Source organism: Arthrobacter sp. S39 (genome assembly GCF_004320525.1).
In the GTDB taxonomy this organism is placed as follows: Bacteria; Actinomycetota; Actinomycetes; order Actinomycetales; family Micrococcaceae; genus Arthrobacter.
Genome location: NZ_SIHX01000004.1, coordinates 78,884 through 94,496, shown reverse-complemented (window position 1 = coordinate 94,496; position 15,613 = coordinate 78,884). Strand labels below are relative to the sequence as shown.

The 15,613-nt window shown below is 66.0% G+C and carries 18 protein-coding genes; 8 read left to right on the top strand and 10 right to left on the bottom strand.

Translation table 11 applies throughout. From position 1 onward, the window contains the following. Positions 1-6: 6 nt before the first annotated feature. From EYS21_RS09505 to EYS21_RS09485, 5 genes are all read right to left on the bottom strand, one after another. Positions 7-1,095 carry a biotin/lipoate A/B protein ligase family protein gene (locus tag EYS21_RS09505; protein ID WP_131132968.1) on the bottom strand — a complete coding sequence of 363 codons (1,089 nt, stop codon included), beginning with the start codon at positions 1,093-1,095 and terminating at the stop codon, positions 7-9. A 97-nt stretch (positions 1,096-1,192) separates the two neighbouring features. Then, a complete protein-coding gene (locus tag EYS21_RS09500) occupies positions 1,193-1,450 on the bottom strand; it encodes a type B 50S ribosomal protein L31 (RefSeq protein WP_028267311.1) in 258 nt (85 codons plus the stop codon). A gap of 151 nt (positions 1,451-1,601) precedes the next feature. Continuing rightward, positions 1,602-2,411, bottom strand: a complete 810-nt coding sequence (locus EYS21_RS09495; RefSeq protein ID WP_131132967.1) for an RNA methyltransferase — start codon at positions 2,409-2,411, stop codon at positions 1,602-1,604. A 7-nt stretch (positions 2,412-2,418) separates the two neighbouring features. After that, entirely contained in the window at positions 2,419-3,204 is a 786-nt protein-coding gene (locus EYS21_RS09490; protein WP_131132966.1) for a sulfite exporter TauE/SafE family protein, read from the bottom strand. A gap of 18 nt (positions 3,205-3,222) precedes the next feature. Further along, positions 3,223-4,008, bottom strand: a complete 786-nt coding sequence (locus EYS21_RS09485) for an ABC transporter ATP-binding protein (RefSeq protein WP_131132965.1) — start codon at positions 4,006-4,008, stop codon at positions 3,223-3,225. Between the two features lie 133 nt (positions 4,009-4,141). On the opposite strand from EYS21_RS09485, the gene serB reads away from it, so the two are divergent. Beyond that, positions 4,142-5,035, top strand: a complete 894-nt coding sequence (serB, locus tag EYS21_RS09480; protein ID WP_131132964.1) for a phosphoserine phosphatase SerB — start codon at positions 4,142-4,144, stop codon at positions 5,033-5,035. A gap of 45 nt (positions 5,036-5,080) precedes the next feature. Here the strand turns inward: serB and EYS21_RS09475 are convergent, their stop codons facing one another. Together EYS21_RS09475 and EYS21_RS09470 are read right to left on the bottom strand one after the other, a co-directional pair. After that, positions 5,081-5,923 carry a VOC family protein gene (locus EYS21_RS09475; protein WP_242633363.1) on the bottom strand — a complete coding sequence of 281 codons (843 nt, stop codon included), beginning with the start codon at positions 5,921-5,923 and terminating at the stop codon, positions 5,081-5,083. 186 nt (positions 5,924-6,109) lie between these two features. Beyond that, the gene (locus EYS21_RS09470; protein WP_131132963.1) at positions 6,110-6,862 is read right to left on the bottom strand and encodes an SDR family oxidoreductase; all 753 of its coding nucleotides are present in this window, start codon (positions 6,860-6,862) and stop codon (positions 6,110-6,112) included. 159 nt (positions 6,863-7,021) lie between these two features. On the opposite strand from EYS21_RS09470, the gene EYS21_RS23710 reads away from it, so the two are divergent. Then, entirely contained in the window at positions 7,022-7,435 is a 414-nt protein-coding gene (locus EYS21_RS23710) for a DUF5655 domain-containing protein (RefSeq protein WP_242633362.1), read from the top strand. Positions 7,436-7,450: 15 nt separating this feature from the next. Here the strand turns inward: EYS21_RS23710 and EYS21_RS09460 are convergent, their stop codons facing one another. Further along, on the bottom strand, positions 7,451-8,176 hold the full coding sequence (locus EYS21_RS09460) for a beta-ketoacyl-ACP reductase (RefSeq protein WP_131132962.1): 726 nt from the start codon (positions 8,174-8,176) through the stop codon (positions 7,451-7,453). 142 nt (positions 8,177-8,318) lie between these two features. On the opposite strand from EYS21_RS09460, the gene EYS21_RS09455 reads away from it, so the two are divergent. Genes EYS21_RS09455 through EYS21_RS09445 form a run of 3 tightly spaced genes read left to right on the top strand, consistent with a single transcriptional unit; the run spans position 8,319 to position 9,916 of the window. Then, positions 8,319-8,753, top strand: coding sequence for a DUF3099 domain-containing protein (locus EYS21_RS09455; RefSeq protein ID WP_207307731.1), 435 nt, complete (start codon positions 8,319-8,321; stop codon positions 8,751-8,753). Continuing rightward, positions 8,750-9,025: a hypothetical protein gene (locus EYS21_RS09450; RefSeq protein WP_131132960.1), complete on the top strand. Its 276-nt coding sequence runs from the start codon at positions 8,750-8,752 to the stop codon at positions 9,023-9,025. The genes EYS21_RS09455 and EYS21_RS09450 overlap by 4 nt, the downstream gene beginning before the upstream one ends. Next, positions 9,026-9,916 carry an SURF1 family protein gene (locus EYS21_RS09445; protein ID WP_131132959.1) on the top strand — a complete coding sequence of 297 codons (891 nt, stop codon included), beginning with the start codon at positions 9,026-9,028 and terminating at the stop codon, positions 9,914-9,916. It abuts the gene before it with no gap. A 607-nt stretch (positions 9,917-10,523) separates the two neighbouring features. Here the strand turns inward: EYS21_RS09445 and EYS21_RS09440 are convergent. Then, on the bottom strand, positions 10,524-12,122 hold the full coding sequence (locus EYS21_RS09440) for an ABC-F family ATP-binding cassette domain-containing protein (protein ID WP_131132958.1): 1,599 nt from the start codon (positions 12,120-12,122) through the stop codon (positions 10,524-10,526). 301 nt (positions 12,123-12,423) lie between these two features. On the opposite strand from EYS21_RS09440, the gene EYS21_RS09435 reads away from it, so the two are divergent. The 3 genes from EYS21_RS09435 to EYS21_RS09425 are packed head-to-tail and all read left to right on the top strand — an operon-like array spanning position 12,424 to position 14,392. Next, the gene (locus EYS21_RS09435) at positions 12,424-13,053 is read left to right on the top strand and encodes a biotin transporter BioY (RefSeq protein ID WP_131132957.1); all 630 of its coding nucleotides are present in this window, start codon (positions 12,424-12,426) and stop codon (positions 13,051-13,053) included. A 5-nt stretch (positions 13,054-13,058) separates the two neighbouring features. After that, positions 13,059-13,772: an ABC transporter ATP-binding protein gene (locus EYS21_RS09430; RefSeq protein WP_131132956.1), complete on the top strand. Its 714-nt coding sequence runs from the start codon at positions 13,059-13,061 to the stop codon at positions 13,770-13,772. After that, a complete protein-coding gene (locus EYS21_RS09425) occupies positions 13,769-14,392 on the top strand; it encodes an energy-coupling factor transporter transmembrane protein EcfT (protein ID WP_131132955.1) in 624 nt (207 codons plus the stop codon). Before EYS21_RS09430 ends, EYS21_RS09425 begins: the two co-directional genes overlap by 4 nt. 18 nt (positions 14,393-14,410) lie before the next feature. Here the strand turns inward: EYS21_RS09425 and EYS21_RS09420 are convergent, their stop codons facing one another. Further along, a complete protein-coding gene (locus EYS21_RS09420; RefSeq protein WP_242633361.1) occupies positions 14,411-15,610 on the bottom strand; it encodes a thiolase family protein in 1,200 nt (399 codons plus the stop codon). Between the last annotated feature and the right edge of the window lie 3 nt (positions 15,611-15,613).

Genomic DNA, 15,613 nt, shown 5'->3' with positions numbered 1-15,613 from the left:
AACGCCTTAGGGGACGCGGTTCAGCCACTCCTCGGTGCCGAACTTTGACGCCACCCGTTCCCGGGCGGCGCTGAGTTCGGCGTCCGTGAGTGCCGACGGGGTGGCGGCATAGCGTTCAGTGAAGACTTCGATCATTGCTGCGATGATTTCCGTGCGTGCCAGGCCCGTCTGCCGCCGGAGCGGGTCAACACGCTTCTTGGCGCTGCGCGTTCCCTTGTCCGAGAGCTTTTCCTTGCCGATGCGCAGCACGTCCACCATCTTGTCGGCGTCGATGTCGTAGCTCATGGTGACGTGGTGCAGCATCCCGCCGTTGGCCAGTCGTTTCTGCGCGGCGCCGCCGATCTTGCCCTGGTCCGTGGCGATGTCGTTCAGGGGCACGTAGAACGCCGTGACCCCGATCTTTTCCAGCGCGGCCATCACCCAGGCGTCCAGGAACGCATATGAGTCCGCAAAGCTGATCCCGTCCACGAGCGTCTGCGGCAAGTACAGGGAGTAAGTGATGCAGTTGCCGGCTTCCATGAACATCGCTCCCCCGCCGCTGATGCGGCGGACCACGCTGATTCCGTGCCGGGCCACGCCGTCGGGATCCAGTTCGTTGCGGACGGACTGGAAGCTGCCGATCACCACGGACGGCTCTTCCCAATCCCAGAACCGCAGGGTGGGATTGCGCCGGCCGGCGCCGACTTCCTCGGTCAGCACCTCGTCCAGGGCGACGTTGACGTGGGTGGGCAGCACTGTGGGCGCAATGACGTTCCAGTGATGATCCGACCAGGAGGTCGCTTTGGCAAGGGCACGGCGTACGGTGACCGCCACGGCGTCGGCCGAAAAGCCGAACAGGACTGCGCCGGGCGGCAGGGAGGCGGTCACGGCAGCGGAGAGCTCAGCCGCCGTCGTGGTTTCCGGAAGTCCGGTGATGGCACGGTTGATGTCCAGCAGCGTTTCGTCGGGTTCCAGGAAGAAGTCCCCGCTGACTGACACGCCGGTGAGGAGACCGTCCGCCACGTCGAGGTCCACCACCACGAGCTTCCCGTTGGGGACCTTGTACTCACCATGGAAGCGGGGGCGGTCTTCGGCAGGGAGCGCTGTGTCAGTCATGCCTTCCATCCTGCCCCACCCGGGGTGCCCGAAACGCAAAAAAAGCCCGCACCGTTGCCGGTGCGGGCTTTTCCAAAGAACGTTGGGGCGAAGTGAATTACTTCTTGCCGCCGAAGCCCTTGAAGCGAGCGTTGAAGCGCTCGACGCGGCCTGCAGAGTCCATGATGCGCTGCTTGCCCGTGTAGAACGGGTGGGACTCGGAGGAGATTTCGACGTCGATGACCGGGTAGGTGTTTCCGTCTTCCCACTCGATGGTCTTCTTGGAAGACACGGTGGACTTGGTCAGGAACTTGACGCCGGAAGCCAGGTCGTTGAAAACAACAGCTTCGTACTTCGGGTGGATATCAGACTTCATAATGGGACCTTTGTTCGCACAACTGGATTTGGCCAGTTGCCAGGTATGAATGGGATGGCCGCGCCCTGCACCAGCGAAAAGCAGTACAGCATTGCGGCCAGCTACCAATAATAGCGGATCGGCGCGGTCCCCGCGAACCGCTTGCCGGGCCTTAGGCCCGGGGCCTGAGCTCCCAGAACGCCACTGCCGACGCCGCGGCCACATTCAGTGAGTCCACGCCCGCCCGCATGGGGATTTTCACGGCAAGGTCGACGGCGGCGAGTGTCTCTGCGCTCATACCTGCCCCTTCCGTGCCCAGCACCAAAGCCAGCCGGTCCGGATTCCGGGCAGCGAGTTGATCGACGTCCACCGCGTCCTCGGTCAGCTCCAGGGCCGCCACCGTGAAGCCATGCCGCCTGAGCAGCGAAAGGTCCTGCGGCCAGGACTCAAGCCGGGCCCACGGAACCTGGAAAACAGTGCCCATGCTGACGCGGACGCTTCGCCGGTAAAGCGGGTCGCCGCACCGCGGCGACACCAGGACGGCATCGATGTCCAGGGCGGCCGCGGACCTGAAAATCGCCCCTACATTGGTGTGGTCCACAATGTCCTCCAGGACCGCAACGCGCCGGGCGCCGGCGAGCAGTTCGTCAAGGGGAACGGGCGCGGGCCGCTGCATGGCAGCCATCGCCCCGCGGTGCAGGTGGAAGCCGGTGATCTCCTCCAGCAACGAGGCATGGCCAATGAATGCCGGGACGTCCGGGTGGGCGTCCAGGACATCCTGCAGGTCCGCCAGCCATTTCTCGGCCAGGAAGAACGAACGGGGCTGGTGGCCGGCGGCCAGGGCACGGCGCAGTACGCGCGAGGATTCAGCGATGTACATGCCTTCCGCGGGTTCGCGGAGCTTGCGCAGGTGGACGTCTGTGAGTTGGGTGTAGTCGGATACCCGGGGATCCCGGGCCGACTCGAGGTAGTGGATTGGCACTGGCTGATTATTTCAGCAGATTGGCAATCATAAAGCCCAGGGCAACCAGCCCGAGGGCAAAGATCACACCACGGAGGACGGTGGGTGAGAGCCTTCGGCCCACTTTGGAGCCAAGGAGTCCGCCGATGGTGGAGCTGACAGCGATCAGGAGCACCACCAGCCAGTTGATGCGGTCAAAGGCGAAGACCAGGTAGGAGACGGCAGCCACCAGGTTCACGCCGAGCACCAGGATGTTCTTCATGGCGTTGGCGTTCTGGATGGTGCCGGTCAGGAAAACGCCCAGGATGCCTACGAGCAGGATGCCCTGGGCGGCCACGAAGTAGCCGCCGTAGACCCCCGCGAGATAGACGAGCACCACCAGCAGGACGCCGTGCCGTTTGTCCCGCACGGCGTGTTCCGGGTTCTCCTCGCGGTTGCGCACCCATGCCTGAAGGCGTGGCTGGAAGACCACCATCAGCAAGGCGAGCACCAGGAGGACCGGCGCCACGTAGTGGAATACCTTCTCCGGGAGGTGGAGGAGGAGCCAGGCTCCTGTGATGCCTCCAAGGAGCGACGCCGGCAGGAGCTTGAGGAGCTGAAGTCCCCTCCCCTTGAGCTCACGGCGGTAGCCCCACGCGCCGGCGGCTGTGCCGGCCACCAGGCCCATGGCGTTGCTCATGGATGCCACCACCGGGGTCACCCCGAGTGCGATCAGGACGGGAAAGGTGACGAGGGTGCCGGAGCCGACGACGGCGTTGATGGTGCCGGCCCACAGGCCGGCAATGAACACAAAAGTACTGCTAAGAAGATCCACGGTGGGCGGCGCCCTGGCCTAGCGGCGGGCTGTGGCGGTGTAGCGGCCGGCGTTCTCCGTCACGTCCAGGGCCAGGCCAAAGGTTGTGGTGAGGTGCTCGTCGGTGAGGACATCTCCGATCGGGCCTGCAGCGACGACCCCGCCGTCACGCAGCAGCATGGCGTGCGTGAAGCCGGGCGGGACTTCTTCAAGGTGGTGGGTGACCAGGACCATGGCCGGGGCCGCTTCGTCCCGCGCAAGTTCACTGAGCTTGTGCACGAGTTCCTCGCGGCCGCCCAGGTCCAGTCCGGCAGCGGGCTCATCCAGCAGGAGCAGCTCCGGATCCGTCATGAGGGCGCGGGCGATCTGGACGCGCTTGCGCTCACCTTCCGAAAGTGTGGCGAAGGTCCTGTTAAGGAGCGGCCCCATCCCCCACGCGTTAAGCAGACGGAAGGCGCGGCGCTCGTCGTCGCGCTCGTAACCCTCGCGCCAACGGCCGGTCACGCCATAGGCGGCGGTGACCACCACGTTCAGGACGATCTCGTGTTCCGGGATCTGCGCGGCGAGGGCGGCGGAGGAAAGGCCGATGCGGGGACGGAGCTCGAAAACGTCAACGCGGCCCAGGGTTTCGTCGAGGATCCCGGCCTTGCCGCTGCTCGGGTGCAGGCGGGCTGCGGCGATCTGGAGAAGCGTCGTTTTGCCTGCACCGTTGGGGCCAAGGATGACCCAGCGTTCGCCTTCGTTGACCTGCCAGTCAACCTTGTCCAGCAGGGTCTTCTTGCCTCGGACAACGCTGACGGAAGCCAATTCCAGAACATCACTCATAGGAGTAGACACTAGGACAAAACGGGGACCGACTGATAACTGATACAGGCCATGCGACATGCGTCACGGCCGGTGGCGTTGAACCTCCGCAATGAATTCGGGCCGTACCCCCGCGCTGGCTAAGATTGCAGCCATGACTCCGAACGTGACTGCGGTCAGCTATGGCCCGAAACTGACTGCCTCCGAGCTTGACCAGCTGCGCACCGTCCTGGCCGGCAGCGGCGCGACTTTCCAGTCCGAAACGCGGGGTGGGGACAGTCGGTTTGAGGTCCACACGGCCGAACTGGCCGTCGCTGACGGTACGGACTCGGGCATCGCCGCCCTCCGCCACGCAGTAGCCGAGGCGGCGCAGGACGGCCTGGACACTGCCATCGTTCCCTCCGGACTCCGCGCAGCCCAGCGGAAATTCCTGATCATGGACGTCGACTCGACGCTGATCCAGCAGGAAGTCATTGAACTCCTGGCCGCCTATGCCGGCAAACGCGAGGAAGTTGCCGCTGTCACCGAAGCCGCCATGCGCGGCGAACTGGACTTCGCGCAGAGCCTGCACGCACGCGTGGCCGTGCTCGCGGGACTGCCGGCCGCCGTCGTCGAATCCGTCCGCGCAGAAGTGAAACTGAGTGAAGGTGCCGCCGAGCTGGTGGCCGCGTTCAAGGCTGCCGGACACGTAGTGGCGGTGGTCTCCGGCGGTTTCAACCAGATCCTGCGTCCGATCGCTGAGGACCTCGGCCTGGACTACTGGATCGCCAACGAGCTCGAAATCGTGGACGGCGCCCTGACCGGCAAGGTTCTCGGTGCCGTGATTGACCGTGCTGCGAAGGAGAAATACCTGCGCGAGTGGTCGGCCGCCGAAGGAATCGCAATGGAACACACCATTGCCGTGGGCGACGGGGCCAACGATCTGGACATGCTGGGAGCCGCCGGGATCGGAGTGGCGTTCAACGCAAAGCCTGCCGTCCGTGCTGTGGCCGACTCCGCCGTCAATATGCCCTACCTGGATGCCGTGCGTCACATCGCCGGCGTCTGAGCCTCCGGCTCCCTCCGCGGGCCGGGTGGGATCAGCCTGGACCACTTAGCCCGACGGCGGCGTGAACTGGCTTGCGGTGAATTCAGCACCGCCGGGATCCCTGATCAGGACGGTGCGCGTCCAGGCGGTATCGTCCTGCCCGAGGATCACGGCGCCGAGGCGCTGTGCATCCCTGGCCGTCCGGTCGCGGTCCGCGACAGTAAACGTCACGTGCCACTGCGGCTGCTCACCGGGCGCCGCGGAGGCAAGCCAGGCGACGGCGTCCTCGAACCCGCGGGGCACGAGGTCACCGGACTGGCGGATCCTGATGTTGGGGTCGACGGTGGCTTCGAGGTGGTCCCCGTATCCGGGGCGGCGGATCATCGTGCCGAAGCCGATGTTGTCGAACTGCCAGCCGAAGGCATTCATGTAGAAGGCGGCTGCTGCCTCGGTGTCTGTGGTGTAGAGGTCACTGAAGTTCCAACCACCGGGGCCGTTGACCGCTTGGGCGCCGGGTCGCCGCCGGGCCTGCCAGATACGGAACTCGACTCCTTCGGAATCTGCCAGCACCGCCTGCACGCCGCCCCAGCCCGTATCGGCAGGAGCCGATTTCAGTGTTGCGCCGACGGCGAGCAGGTGGCGAACGGCAGCATCCGCGTCGTCGACGGAGACGTAGGTGTTCCACGCGGCCATAGCGGAGCCGGGGCCCGTGATCGCGGCGGCCTCCTGGCCGTTGAGCGTGGCTACGACGTACCTGCCACCGCCGGCCGGGGCAGTGTCCTCGAACTCCCACCCGAAGACTCCGCTGTAGAAGTGCATGGCGGCCTCCACGTCGGGCTGCTGGGTGTCCACCCAGCAGGGAACACCGGCCGGATAGGTACGGTGTGTCACCTCTGGTTGCTGTGCCATGCATAAAACCCTAGGCGGCCTTGCACTCCCGGACAACGACTCCCGGCAACGCCCCCGACAGAGGCGATGCCGCCGACAGGCAGGGTGGGCACAGTGACAGACAAAAGCTCCGGGCAGGAGTGCTGCCCGGAGCCTTTGGTGTGGTGGGGTTGCCGCGGAGACAAGCCGCAGGGGAGCCCGGAAATGCTAGTTGGCGCCCTTGCCGAAGTAATCGGCACCGCCGGCGTACTCCGTGTGGCCGGATTCGACGTCGGCGGTAGCCATGCCGGCCACCACTTCGGCGAACTCCTCCACTGAGTAGAGCTTGCCGGCCTCTGCACGGCGGGCCTCGATGGCACCGGGAGTGGAACGGTCAAGCAGAGTGGCCGTAACGGTGCCTTCGATCATGTCGCCCGAAACGACCACCAGCGAGATGCCCTTCTCGGCAAGGTTCGGGATCAGGGCACGGAGCGCGTCCTCACCGGCACGCTTGCTGCGGGCCACCGGCTCGTACGTCGGCATGGTGGGGACCGTGTTGATGAAGTGGGCCTGGTGGCTGGTCACGAAGACCACGCGGGAGCCCTCCTTCATCAGCGGCACTGCGGCGTTGAGCATGTTGACCTGCGCGTCCCGGTTCAGCTTCAGGGCGTAGTCGTCCTCCATGCCGGACTCCATGCCACCGGAAGCGTTGAGCACCAGGACGTCCAGCGAACCAAAGTTTTCCATGGCTGCACTGGCGAGGGCCTGTACGCCTTCCAGCGTGGTCAGGTCCGCACCGACGGCCGTTGCACGGCCGCCAGCGGCTTCGATTCCTGCGACCACCTTGTTGGCGCGGGGCGCCTTCTGGCGGTAGTTAACCACGACGGCGGCGCCCTCGCCGGCCAGGATCTTTGCCACTTCGGCGCCGATTCCGCGTGAGGATCCGGTTACGATGGCGGTCTTGTTGTCCAGCAGTCCCATATGGGCTCCTTTGTTCGAAACGTCTAAATCGCTAGAGGTCTGCAGTCCATCATGCCAGCGCAGGCCCCGTATTTGCTTGTTTGACCCCCACAAAGAAGCCTGCCCCGGCTAGTGGCGGGTGCCTGCTGCAGCCATGCCGCCCCGGCGTAAGCTCCCCCCATGAAGAAACCGCCGGAAACCGGAAAGGGACTGGCCATGACGGGCGCCGCAGGCACACCGTCGACGCCGGAAGGCGTCTTCGCCAAATCACCGGAAGGGCTGCGTCTCTGCCACTTTGTCCGTGACGCCATTCTCGGCGCGGTTCCGGCCACAATGCGCACCACCGCCAGCCAGGTGGCCTTTAGGAACCGGCGCGGGTTCGCCTATGTCTGGAATCCCCGGCAGCACCTCAAGACCGAGGTGCCTGCTGTTCTCTCCATTGCCCTGCCCCGTCGGGTGGAGTCATCGCGGTTCAAGGAGGTGGTCCACCCGTCCCCCGGCGTGTGGATGCACCACCTTGAAGTCAACGCCGCTGTCGACGTCGACGAAGAGGTAACCGCGTGGCTGATTGAAGCGTTCGGCGCCGCTGCCTGAGGAAGGGTTTCCCCGTTAGTGGCCCATCCCGAGTCCTCCGTCAACAGGGATGACTGCACCGGAAATGTAGGCTGCCTCGTCGCTGGAAATCCAGCGGACCACGTTCGCCACTTCCGACGCCTCGGCGAAACGGCCGGCAGGAATGCTGGAGAGATAGTCCTTCTGGGTGGCTTCGGGCAGTTCGGCCGTCATATCCGTGTTGATGAACCCCGGTGCCACAACGTTGGCCGTGATTCCGCGTGACCCCAGTTCCCGGGTCAGCGAACGGGCGATGCCCACCAGGCCGGCCTTGGAAGCGGAGTAGTTGATCTGGCCCGGCGCGCCGTAGAGGCCGGAAACGGAGGAGATCAGCACCACGCGGCCCTTGCGCATCCGGATCATGCCCTTCGAGGCGCGCTTGATGACCCGGAAGGCGCCGGTGAGGTTGGTGTCGATCACGGAGGTGAAATCGTCTTCGCTCATCCGCATCAGCAGCGTGTCCTTGGTGATGCCGGCGTTGGCCACCAGGACCTCCACCGGGCCGTGCGCAGCTTCCACCTCTGCGAATGCCGCATCCACTGAGGCTTCATCCGTCACGTCGGCCTTGACACCCAGGATCCCGGCAGGCAGCTCCGACTGGCTCCGGTAGGTCACTGCCACCTTGTCGCCGTTGGCCAGGAACGCCTCGGCGATGGCCAGGCCAATGCCCCGGTTTCCACCGGTGATGAGGACGCTGCGGGCCGCAGTAGCTGCTTCAGACATAAAACGCTCCGGGATTCTGCGGCACGCTGGGCCGCGGTAGGAAGGGGTGTGATTTTGCTGCCTCCGATCTTAGCCCGCGTTTGGGCGCCACTGCCGATGGTGAGAGAATTGAGGCAAGCCTTTGGAGCGTGATCAATCAGCCGTGACCCTTGAAAACCATGCCGGACAGCCCGTGTCCGGAGACCCTGAGCGGTTCTCCGGCGATTCCGGGGTCCACAGCATCACGGACGCTGCATCCGCCCATTCCGAGGACATGCGCCAGCGGATGATCAAGTACGCGCTGGCCATGGGAATCCGCATGGTCTGCCTCATCCTCATTTTTGTGGTGGACGGGTGGCTGAAGCTTGTGATGGTTGCGGGTGCCGTCTTCCTCCCCTGGATCGCGGTGGTCATCGCGAACGGAAGCGACAAAGCGGAGATCCACAGCGATTCCCTGCTTGACTCTGCGCCGCTGGCCGAACTCGAGGGACCCAGCTGGTCACCGGCTGAAGCCGGACCGGACAATGACGTCCTGCAGGGTGAGCTCATAGATGACGACGACGAACCAGACCACGGCGAGGAACGGCGCGCTTCATGAACATTTTTGACCTGGCCGCAGGGACCCCCGGTCCCCCGCCGGCCGCAGCTGCCATGTGCTCCCGGAAAGCCTGCCGCTCTGAGGCTTCATGGCAGCTCCTCTGGAACAACCCGAAAATCCACACGCCCGACCGGCGCAAGATCTGGCTGGCCTGCGGCGACCACCGCGACTGGCTGGAGGACTACCTCCAGACCCGCGGGCTCTGGAAGGAAACGGTGCCGCTGGAAACAGTTTCAGGGACCGGTTCCGCACAGCAGGGACAGGAAGGCTGAATGTACCGCTTCCTCTTTTCCAGCAAATGGCTGGGATATCTGCTGCTGGCCGCAATCTTTGCCACGGCATGTGTTTTCCTGGGCCGCTGGCAGATGGACCGCCGCGCCGAAACGCTCGCGGAAATCAACCGGGTCGTCACCAACTACTCGGCCACCCCGGTCCCGTTCGCTTTGGTCAAGGATGAGTTCAACAACCTTGAGCCTGAAAAGGAATGGACCCAGGTTGAACTCAAGGGCTCCTACGACGCCGCCGGCCAGCGGATTGTCCGCAACAGGCCGTTGAACGGGCAGCCCGGCTACGAAGTGGTGGTGCCATTCAAGCTGGAGTCCGGCGAGACGGTGGTGATCGACCGCGGATGGTTGCCCATCGGCAACAACAATCCGGGGCGCCCCGACTCGATCCCGGCCCCGCCCGTAGGTGACGTCACCGCCGTCGTCCGACTGAAGGCCGGCGAACCGACGCTGCAGCGCGGCGCCCCTGACGGCCAGCTGGCATCCATCGACCTGCCCGTCTACGCAGAGGAGCTCGGCTACCCCGTGCTGACGGGAGCATACGGCCAGCTCGCGTCAGAAACTCCTGGCGCAGCCGAGAAGCCCTTCCCGTTCCCCATGCCAGCCACGGAGGAAGGCACGCACCTGTCGTACTCCTTGCAGTGGTTTGCCTTCGGCGTGCTCATGTTCGTGGGCTTCGGCTACGCCGCCCGCCAGCAGGCCCGGAATGCCGCGATCGACGCCGAGGACGCAGCAGAGGGCGAAGGAGGCAGCGATTCGGGCAGCCCGGTTCACTCAGCGGCTGCGGCCGCCCGCCGTCGAACGCCGGCCCCGCGTAAACGCAAGCATCCGACCGCCGAAGAAGAAGAAGACGCCCTCCTCGACGCCCAGGGCTACTGACTGAGTCCGGTGGGTGCACACCTCGGTTGCGTCCCATTGTCGGTCGGTGGCCTTCGCTCCGCGACGTGGGTGATTTCCCGCGTGCTGGCTCGTTCCTCGCCTTTGACGCACGCTACATAAATCACCCACGCTGCTCCGCTGGTGCCTGGGTGCGGTCCGTGAGGAGACGACGGCGGGCCCGGCCACCACGGGCAGCTCGGCTTTCGCTCGCGGAGGGTTAGGAACAGGGATGACCCCCGAGCAGCTCCCGGTTGCGCGCAAAGGATTACGAACGCAAGGGAGCTGACGGTCTGCTGGCGACGGAACCGAGCTGGCCGGTGACCAACGCACGAGCGCAGCAGTGCGGGTGATTTATGTAGCGTGCGTCAAAGGCGAGGAACGAGCCAGCACGCGGGAAATCACGCGCGCTGCGGAGCGTATGCAACCACGGAACGAGCCAGCAAGCGGGAAATCACGCGCGCTGCGGAGCGTACGCAACCACGGAACGAGCCAGCAAGCGGGAAATCACGCGCGCTGCGGAGCGTACGCAACCACGGAACGAGCCAGCAAGCGGGAAATCACGCGCGCTGCGGAGCGTACGCAACCACAGCGCGCGGACCCGGAGCGACTAAGCCAGCGTAATAAGGTCCAGGTAGTCTTCGTTCCAGTGGTCTTCGATGCCGTCGGGCAGCAGCACAACCCGCTCAGGATTCAGTGCTTCGACTGCCCCTTCGTCGTGGCTGACCAGGACGACAGCGCCAGAGTAGTTCCGCAGGGCACCGAGGATTTCGGCGCGGCTGGCGGGGTCCAGGTTGTTGGTGGGCTCGTCGAGGAGAAGGACGTTGGCGCTGGAGGCGACGATGGTGGCCAGGGCAAGGCGGGTCTTTTCACCGCCGGAGAGCACACCGGCGGGCTTGTCGACGTCGTCGCCCGAGAAGAGGAACGAGCCGAGGATGCCGCGGACTTCGGCGTCCTTCATGTCCGGCGCGGAGGAGCGCATGTTCTCGAGGACGGTGCGGTCGACGTCGAGCGTTTCGTGTTCCTGGGCGTAGTAGCCAACCTTCAGGCCGTGCCCGGCAATGACGTCTCCGGTATCCGGCTTGTCCACGCCGGCGAGCATCCGCAGGAGCGTGGTCTTGCCGGCGCCGTTGAGCCCCAGGATGACCACCTTGGAGCCGCGGTCGATGGCCAGGTCCACGTCGGTGAAGATCTCCAGCGAGCCGTAGGACTTGCTGAGGCCTTCGGCGGTGAGCGGGGTCCTGCCGCAGGGCGACGGGTCGGGGAACCGGAGGGCTGCCACGCGGTCGTTTTCGCGGACGGCCTCCAGCCCGCTGAGCAGGCGTTCGGCGCGCTTGGCCATGTTCTGTGCGGCAACGGCCTTGGTAGCCTTGGCGCGCATCTTGTTGGCCTGGTCGAACAGGACCTGGGCCTTCTTTTCGGCGTTGGCGCGTTCGCGTTTGCGGGCGCGTTCGTCCGTCTCGCGCTGGGTGAGGTAGCGCTTCCAGTCCATGTTGTAGAAGTCGATCTGGGCGCGGTTGGCGTCCAGCAGGAAGACTTTGTTAACCGTGGCCTCGAGCAGTTCCGTGTCGTGGCTGATCACGATCAGGCCGCCCTGGTGGTTTTTCAGGAAGTCACGCAGCCAGGCGATGGAATCGGCGTCGAGGTGGTTGGTGGGCTCATCGAGGAGCATGGTCTCGGCATCCGAGTACAGGATGCGCGCCAACTCCACACGGCGGCGCTGGCCACCGGAGAGTGTCTTGAGCGGCTGGTTCAGCAGCCGGTCCGGCAGTGCGAGGTTGGAGCAGATCGCAGCGGCCTCGGCCTCTGCAGCGTAGCCGCCTGCGGCCAGGAATTCCGATTCCAGCCGGTCGTAGCGGTTCATTGCCTTGCGCTGGATGTTGGCGTCCTCGCTGGCCATCTCCTCGTGGGCCACGCGGAGCTTGCCGACGGCGATGTCCAGGCCACGGACGGACAGGATCCGGTCGCGCGCGAGCTGCTCCATGTCCGGGGTGCGCGGGTCCTGGGGCAGGTAACCGATCTCGCCGGTGCGGGTCACCTTGCCCGCGGCCGGCAGTCCCTCGCCGGCCAGGACACGTGTCAGGGTAGTCTTGCCTGCACCGTTCCGACCGACCAGGCCGATCTTGTCTCCCTTGTCGATGCGGAAGCTCACCTGGTCCATAAGGAGCCGGGCGCCGGCGCGCAGTTCAAGATCCTGGACAGTAATCACAGCAGGTAAGGCCTTTCACAACAGGGAACGCCACAGCCAACCGAATGAAGTCTGGCAGGAACCGGGCAGAGAGGCCGGAGAACGGCCTATACAAGTCTACCGGCCGCAGCTTCAGCCCATAACCGCGGCGATCGGCAGCTCTGCGGGCGCGCTGTGGCGGGCCCGGCGCGGACCGTTGTGCCCTGCCACCACAAACGCGGGCCTCCGTTTAGTGGATCCCCTACAAAATGGAGTCCGACGGCGGGCGGTAACGTCAGGGTTACCCCCATGCTTTGCTTGTACAACCCCGACAGGATTTTCCATGAGCCAACACGACATCGCCGTCAACGGCACCGACTCCCCCGCCCGCAACCGCTGGAACGCGACCGACCTTGGCCTGATTGCCGTCTTCGCCGCGCTCGTTGCCGGTTCCGCCCTTGTGCCCGGGATCGCGGCGAACGTCTTCGGCATCCCCATCACCTTCCAGACCCTTGCGGTGATGCTCACCGGACTGATGCTGGGCCCCGCGCGGGGCTTCGCCGCCGTCGGGCTTTACACCCTTCTGGGGCTGGCTGGCCTGCCGATCTTCAGCCAGGGCCGCAGCGGCCTGGGCATCCTGGCCGGACCGTCAGCTGGCTACATCATCGCCTTCCCCATCGCCGCGGCACTGGTCGGCTGGCTCGCCACCGTGGTCATCCGCCGCACCACACGTGCCCGGGCGCTGTGGTTCTTCGTTGCCGCCATGGTGACCAGCGTCCTGGTGGTCCACGGCCTCGGCATTGCCGGCATCGCCATCAACACCAAGACCGGGCTGGGCCAGGCCTTCATGGCCGACCTGATCTTCTACCCCGGAGACGTGATCAAGAACATCCTGGCCGCCGGGATTGCAGTGGCCCTGCACCGGGCCTTCCCCGACGTACTGGTCCGCCGCGTGAAGCGGATCAACCGCTAACCGCCATGGCAATTTCCTTCCGCAAGGCCACCGTCGCAGTCGACGTTGACAACCATCCGGAGCCCAAGACGCTGCTCCACGGCGTCACCCTGGAGCTGACGGAACGGCGCATCGGCGTGATCGGGGCCAACGGATCCGGCAAGTCAACGCTGCTGCGCCTGGTCAACGGCCTGGTCCAGCCCAGCGCCGGCGCCGTGGCGGTGGACGGCGACGACACCGTCCGGGCCGTTCGGGCGGTCCGGCGGAACGTCGGCTTTGTGTTCACCGACCCGCTGTCCCAGCTTGTCATGCCAACAGGACGCGAAGATGTTGAACTCTCGCTCCGCCGCTCCATCCGCAATGGAGCGGAGCGGCGGCGCCTGGCGGAAGCCGCGCTGGAGCGGTTCGGGCTGCTGGGCCTCGCTGACCAGAGCATCTATGAACTCTCGGGCGGGGAACGTCAGCTGATGGCGCTGGCCGCGGTCCTGGCCGTGAACCCCTCCGTGCTGGTGCTCGACGAACCGTCCACCCTGCTGGACCTGCGGAACCGCGAACTCCTGCGCCGCACACTGGCTGGCCTGGAACAGCAGATCCTGATGTCCACCCACGACCTTGAACTGGCGCTCGACATGGACCGTGTCCTGGTGATTGAGGCCGGACGCGTGGTCTTCGACGGCGGCCCTGCCGCAGCTGTGGACAGGTACCGGACTCTCTGCGCCGAAGGCCTGGCGGCACCGTGAGGGGGCACGGCTTCCTCCTGGCGAACTATGTCCCCGGCGATTCGCTCATCCACCGCTGCCCGCTGGTCCTGAAGTTCCTGCTGGTGTTTGGCTGCGGACTGGCGTCCTTCCTGATCGTGGACTGGCTGGTGTCCGCCGCGGTTCTCGCCGTGATGTGCGGGCTGTACCTCCTCACCGGGGCCGGACCGCGCAGGCTTTTCGGTGCCATCCGTCCGCTGCTGCTCGTCCTGCCCGTGATCGGGCTGTTCCAGTGGTGGCAGCTCGGAGGGCCCACCGCGGCCCGGATCGTCCTGAACATCCTCGTCTGCATCGTGGCGGCGTCCCTGTTGACGGCAACCACGCCCATGCAGCGGCTGCTGGACGGCGTGGTGTCTTTGGCCACGCCTTTCCGGCGTTTCGGCGCCGATCCGGAGCGCTTCGCACTGACCATCGCCGTGATGCTGCGCAGCATCCCGTACATTGCCGGCGCCTTCTCGGACGTCCGCGATTCGGCCCGGGCACGGGGACTGGAACGGAACCCGCGCGCGCTGGTGCTGCCGGTTTTCATCACCACTGTGGCATTTGCCCGCCAGACCGGTGAGGCACTGGCCGCCCGCGGACTCGGCGACGCCGACGACTGACCGTACGTATACGGCTGTTCAGTTGCTGATGGTTTCGTACCGCAGCAGCGCCGCGGTTCCCATCCCGCCCGCGATGCTGATCAGGGCCAGCGCCAGCTGGCCCTCTTCGCCTGAGGCGCGGGCCTGGGCCAGCAGGCGTGCCACCAGAACGGCCCCGGACGCCCCGTAGGCGTGGCCCAATGCCAGGGCGCCGCCGTCGGCATTCGCCCGGAACGGGTCTATGCCCAGGTGGTCCAGGCACGCCAGGGCCTGGGCTGCGAAGGCCTCGTTGAATTCCACGAGCCCCACGCTGCCCGCAGTGATGCCCGCGCCGGCCAGCAGTCTCTCAGCCGCTACGGCAGCGCCGATCCCCAGCAGTTCCGGATCCACGCCGGCGGTGTCAGTCGCCAGGACCAGGAGCCCGTCGGCTGCCCCCAGTTCGCGGGCGCGCTGCAGGGAAGTCATCACGACGGCGGACGCTGCGTCGGCGTCGAAGCATGAGTTACCGGCGGTGACCGTTCCCCCTTGAACAAAGGCAGGCGGGAAGCGCTTCAGGACGGCTGTGTTGAGTCCCGGGCGCGGGCCGTCATCTTTGCTGACGGTTCCGGCGGCTGTCTCCAGCGCAGTGATTTCGCCTTCGAAGCGTCCGGCCCGGGCAGCCGCGACGGCGCGCTGGTGGCTGGCCAAGGCAAAGGCATCCTGCCGGTCCCGGCCGACGGCGAACCGCGCGGCAACGTTTTCGGCGGCCACCCCCATGTCCGGGTCCCCGAAGCTGGGCGGCACAAACCGGGCCCGCGAGAAGAAGTCCGGTTCGCCGTCGTCGTTCCGGTAGGCCCGGAGCGGCGCGGTGCTGATGCTCTCCACACCCCCGGCCAGATAGACAGGATTCCCGCCGGCAGCCACCAGCCTGGCGGCCAGGACAATGGCGTCCAGGCCGGAACCGCATTGGCGGTCCACTGTCAGGCCTGGCACGCTGACCGGGAGGCCGGCCTCCAGCAGGGCAAAACGGGCCACGTTGCCGCCTCCGCCCACGGCGTTGCCGATCACCACATCTGCCACGTCGTCCGCGGGCACGTTGCTCTCGGCGAGAAGCTGCTTCAGGACGGGGGCGAGCAGCTGGTGGGAACGCAGGTCCTTCAGCGCCCCGTTGGAGCGGCACACCGGGGTCCGCCGGGCGGCGATGATCACGGGCTGCCGGTCGGCCGGGAGCAGCCCCTGGGTGGGGGTCTCAGTATCCACGGG